At 47.2% G+C, this 3,500-nt stretch carries 3 protein-coding genes; 2 read left to right on the forward strand and 1 reads right to left on the reverse strand.

Annotated features, from left to right (window positions below; genetic code table 11):
- The coding region (locus QM529_07625) for a hypothetical protein (GenBank protein ID MDI9314523.1) at positions 1–667 on the reverse strand (667 nt) is incomplete at its 3' end.
- A gap of 362 nt (positions 668–1,029) precedes the next feature.
- Between QM529_07625 and QM529_07630 the strand changes: the two genes are divergently transcribed.
- Complete coding sequence (locus tag QM529_07630; protein MDI9314524.1) at positions 1,030–1,239, forward strand: hypothetical protein; 210 nt, start codon at positions 1,030–1,032, stop codon at positions 1,237–1,239.
- 62 nt (positions 1,240–1,301) lie between these two features.
- Complete coding sequence (locus QM529_07635; GenBank protein MDI9314525.1) at positions 1,302–2,726, forward strand: saccharopine dehydrogenase C-terminal domain-containing protein; 1,425 nt, start codon at positions 1,302–1,304, stop codon at positions 2,724–2,726.
- Positions 2,727–3,500: the final 774 nt, after the last annotated feature.

Consider the following 3,500-nt stretch of genomic DNA (forward strand, 5'->3'; position numbering starts at 1 on the left):
GTGTCGTTCCCGTAATGTCTGTTTTGTTTTTATTATAAAACACCGCCCCGCCCGCGACTTTCGTGCCGTTTTTGGCTTGGGCATTGTTGGCGGTATCAAGCTTCCTTGCCCAGGTGATGTCGGAAATACTAACCCCGACGCCCAAACCCAAACGCAAACCCCAACGATCCGCCGCATCCAATTTAAAACGATAATTCGGCGTCACGGTTAACACGTGATATATCGCGTCGTAATTATATTGGTTGTTGGGCTTGGTTACGTCGGTGCCGCCACCCGTCCATTTATGTTCGAAACCTAAATAATCACCGGCAATACCAAAACCCGATTTATGCGTCCAACCCAATGACACACCATAACCCACGCCGCCGGTCGCGACCGATGTATTGCCACCAATGCTGGGCTTTTCGGCGGTCGATTTATTCCACGTGCCGCTGAAACTATAAACATAACCGACATCGGCCTTTAACATCAATTTGCCGGCGACGCTATTTGCCAATAAATTTTGCCCTACCGCTCCGCTGCTTGAGGGCGATGCGCCATTATTACCGCTACCTGCCCCCTGAGCCTGGCCAATCGCCGGCAAGCCAAATATCGCACCGGCCGCCAGCAAACTGCCAGCAAACCTACGTCCCACACGCGCGCCATAAGTGACCATATTATTTAGCATATTATTGATACTCCTTGTTTATGTTCTTGCCTAAATTCTTAACTCTACTGGTAATTATATTATTTATTATTTTTTATTCATAATTGAATTTATTTTTTGTCTTAATATGCACATATTGTTTTTGCAAGTTTTTTTTATTCACCCATGTATTTTTTTTAAAAAAAATAAGAATCTTTTATTTTTTGCAATCATTTGTTGTTTCAAATGCTTTAGAATTCATTCGTTGTCTTTCTTTCCCGTTGCAATTCGGCCCGTATATGCTATCATTCCTTTATATATTATCGTAAAAGTAGTATAAGAGGGTGAAACATAACCATAAACCTTACATCAACCCTTATTTTGCCATATGGAGGCATAAAAACATGAAAAAACAATTATATACAAAAAAACTATTGGCGCTAACTATCGCTGGCGTGGCGATTTGCTTGTTGTCACTCACCCTTACCCCCACCCCGACCCACGCCGAACCCACCGATAGCGTGATTGCCCGCCAACAGGCACGGCTTGCCATGAATCTTGCGGCGGCAAATAATAATCCCGCCAGCAAAAAACCAACATCAGGCGCGCAATAAAAAATAGGTAACGGGATTATAACTCCCGCCCTATCCCCAAGAAAACGAATCACACCAATAAAATGGATAAAGTTTATTCCAATAAAGTTTATTTCAAGGGCAAAATTGTTTTCTTGGGGTTTGGTGCCATTGCCTCGGGCATTTTGCAATTGGTGCTCAACCATTTGGACCCGCGCACGCAATTGGCAATTGTCACGCGCGACCGAAAACCAAATGACCTGGTCGATAAACATAAAATACCGGTGCATCTGGATACGCTCAGCAAGGAAAGTTACGGCGCGGTGTTGGCGAAATACCTGACCGCTGGTGATTTTTTGGTCAATTTGTCGGTCGATGTCAGCTCGGCCGAAATCATGGAATGGTGCAAACAACATGGCGTGCTTTATTTGGATACCAGCATCGAGGCCTGGGGCGATTTTTACACCGATCTATCCCTTACCCCATCGCAACGTAGCAATTACGCCCTGCGCGAAACGGTGCTGGCCAAGAAAAAGCTTTGGGCCAATGATAAGGACGCGCCAACCGCCATTTCGGCCCATGGTGCCAACCCAGGGTTGGTTAGCCATTTTGTCAAGCAAGCCCTGGTGAATATCGCCCACGATACCGGCCATAAGGTTGCCAAGCCCACCAACCGCGCCGAATGGACAAAATTGGCACATGATTTGGGCATCAAGGTCATCCACGTGGCGGAGCGTGACACCCAACGGCCAACCATGCAAAAGAATCGCGACGAATTCGTTAACACCTGGAGCATTGATGGTTTTTATTCCGAGGCCGTGCAACCCGCCGAAATGGGTTGGGGCACGCACGAAAAAAACATGCCGCGCGACGGCCACCGCCATAGCTTTGGTTGCGATTCGGCCATTTACCTTGACCAACCCGGGGTGGCAACGCGCGTGCGGTCTTGGACACCGCTTGACCTGGCCTATCACGGATTTATTATTCCGCATATCGAATCGATTGCGATAGCCGATTATTTCACCGGCGAATTTAACGGCAAATTATACCGGCCGACGGTGCATTATGCCTATCACCCATGCGACGCCGCGGTGTTGTCATTGCACGAAATGGCCGGCAATAATTTTCAACTGCAACCAAAAAAACGCGTCATGGTCGACGAGGTAATGGACGGCATGGACGAATTGGGCGTGCTGTTGATGGGCCATGCCAAAAATGCCTATTGGTATGGGTCGCGCCTGACCATTGAACAAACCCGCGCCGTTGCCACCAACAACAATGCCACGACGTTGCAGGTTACCTGCTCCGCCATGGCCGCGTTGTTGTGGGCGTTGCAAAACCCGAATCGCGGTTTGTTGGAACCCGATGATTTACCGTTCGATGAAATTTTGGCGGTGTGCAAACCATACCTGGGCGAGATGGTCGGCGCATACACCGATTGGAATCCCCTATTCGAACGCAATAGTTTATTCCCCGAAGACCTTGACCCCATGGATCCGTGGCAATTCAAAAACTTCCGGGTGAGCTAGAGCGATTCCTGCGCCTGCGGTGAGGCAATCATCTCTACTCATTATCCTTGAAATCCGCCTCTTCTCTCTCTCGTCATTCTCGAAAATTTTTCTTGCCATGTTGCGAATGCAACATGGCGAAAACAATAGAAAAATTTATCGGCCGCCCTCAAGTAGTGAAGCGATAGCGCGAAATAAATTGCAATCCTTGGCGTCGTTTTTCAACAAAGTAATAATCATTCGCCAGCGAAGCTGTCATTTTATCAACCAGCCGCGCTCAAGTAACGAAGTGATAGCGCAAATATATTAGGCGACGTCCGCTTGGGAGCAGGCAAAGTTGAGGCCAAGGATTGGGTTCCCGATAATCGTTGCGAATGGTTTGCGCTATTGCTGAACGCAATATCGCTCGCAACGATTTCGAGAATGACGGGTAGAGGGAGCGCAAACGGCGGCGCGAAAAAATAAGTCTGACTTCCCTTGTGAACCAAGGGAAGAAGAAAATTAAGGAGTAAAATTTATTTTGCGACTATAATTTTCAGTTAGGTTAGACGCCAGTTGCGAATCTGAACTGGGGTCTAACCCCCCTACAAAATATCTCGGCTTTTACAAAGCCTCGTATTTTGTCTTTCCCGTCGGCGTGTTTCACAATGGGGGTCTCAAGCGGCGTTTTTCTTAGCTACCGTTTGCGCATTATTAAACGCTAATAATAAAGCTATATCGTCATGAACATGCACTCAAGTAACGAAGTGATAGTGCAAATAAATTGTCGGAGAAATTTTTTCATCAAATAAATTG

Source organism: Hydrotalea sp. (genome assembly GCA_030054115.1).
Taxonomy (GTDB): domain Bacteria; phylum Pseudomonadota; class Alphaproteobacteria; order JASGCL01; family JASGCL01; genus JASGCL01.

Bases quoted from the DNA above. Each gene is read 5' to 3' on its own strand.
- QM529_07630 (MDI9314524.1), top strand. From the start codon at position 1,030: ATGAAAAAACAATTATATACAAAAAAACTATTGGCGCTAACTATCGCT.
- QM529_07635 (MDI9314525.1), top strand. From the start codon at position 1,302: ATGGATAAAGTTTATTCCAATAAAGTTTATTTCAAGGGCAAAATTGTT.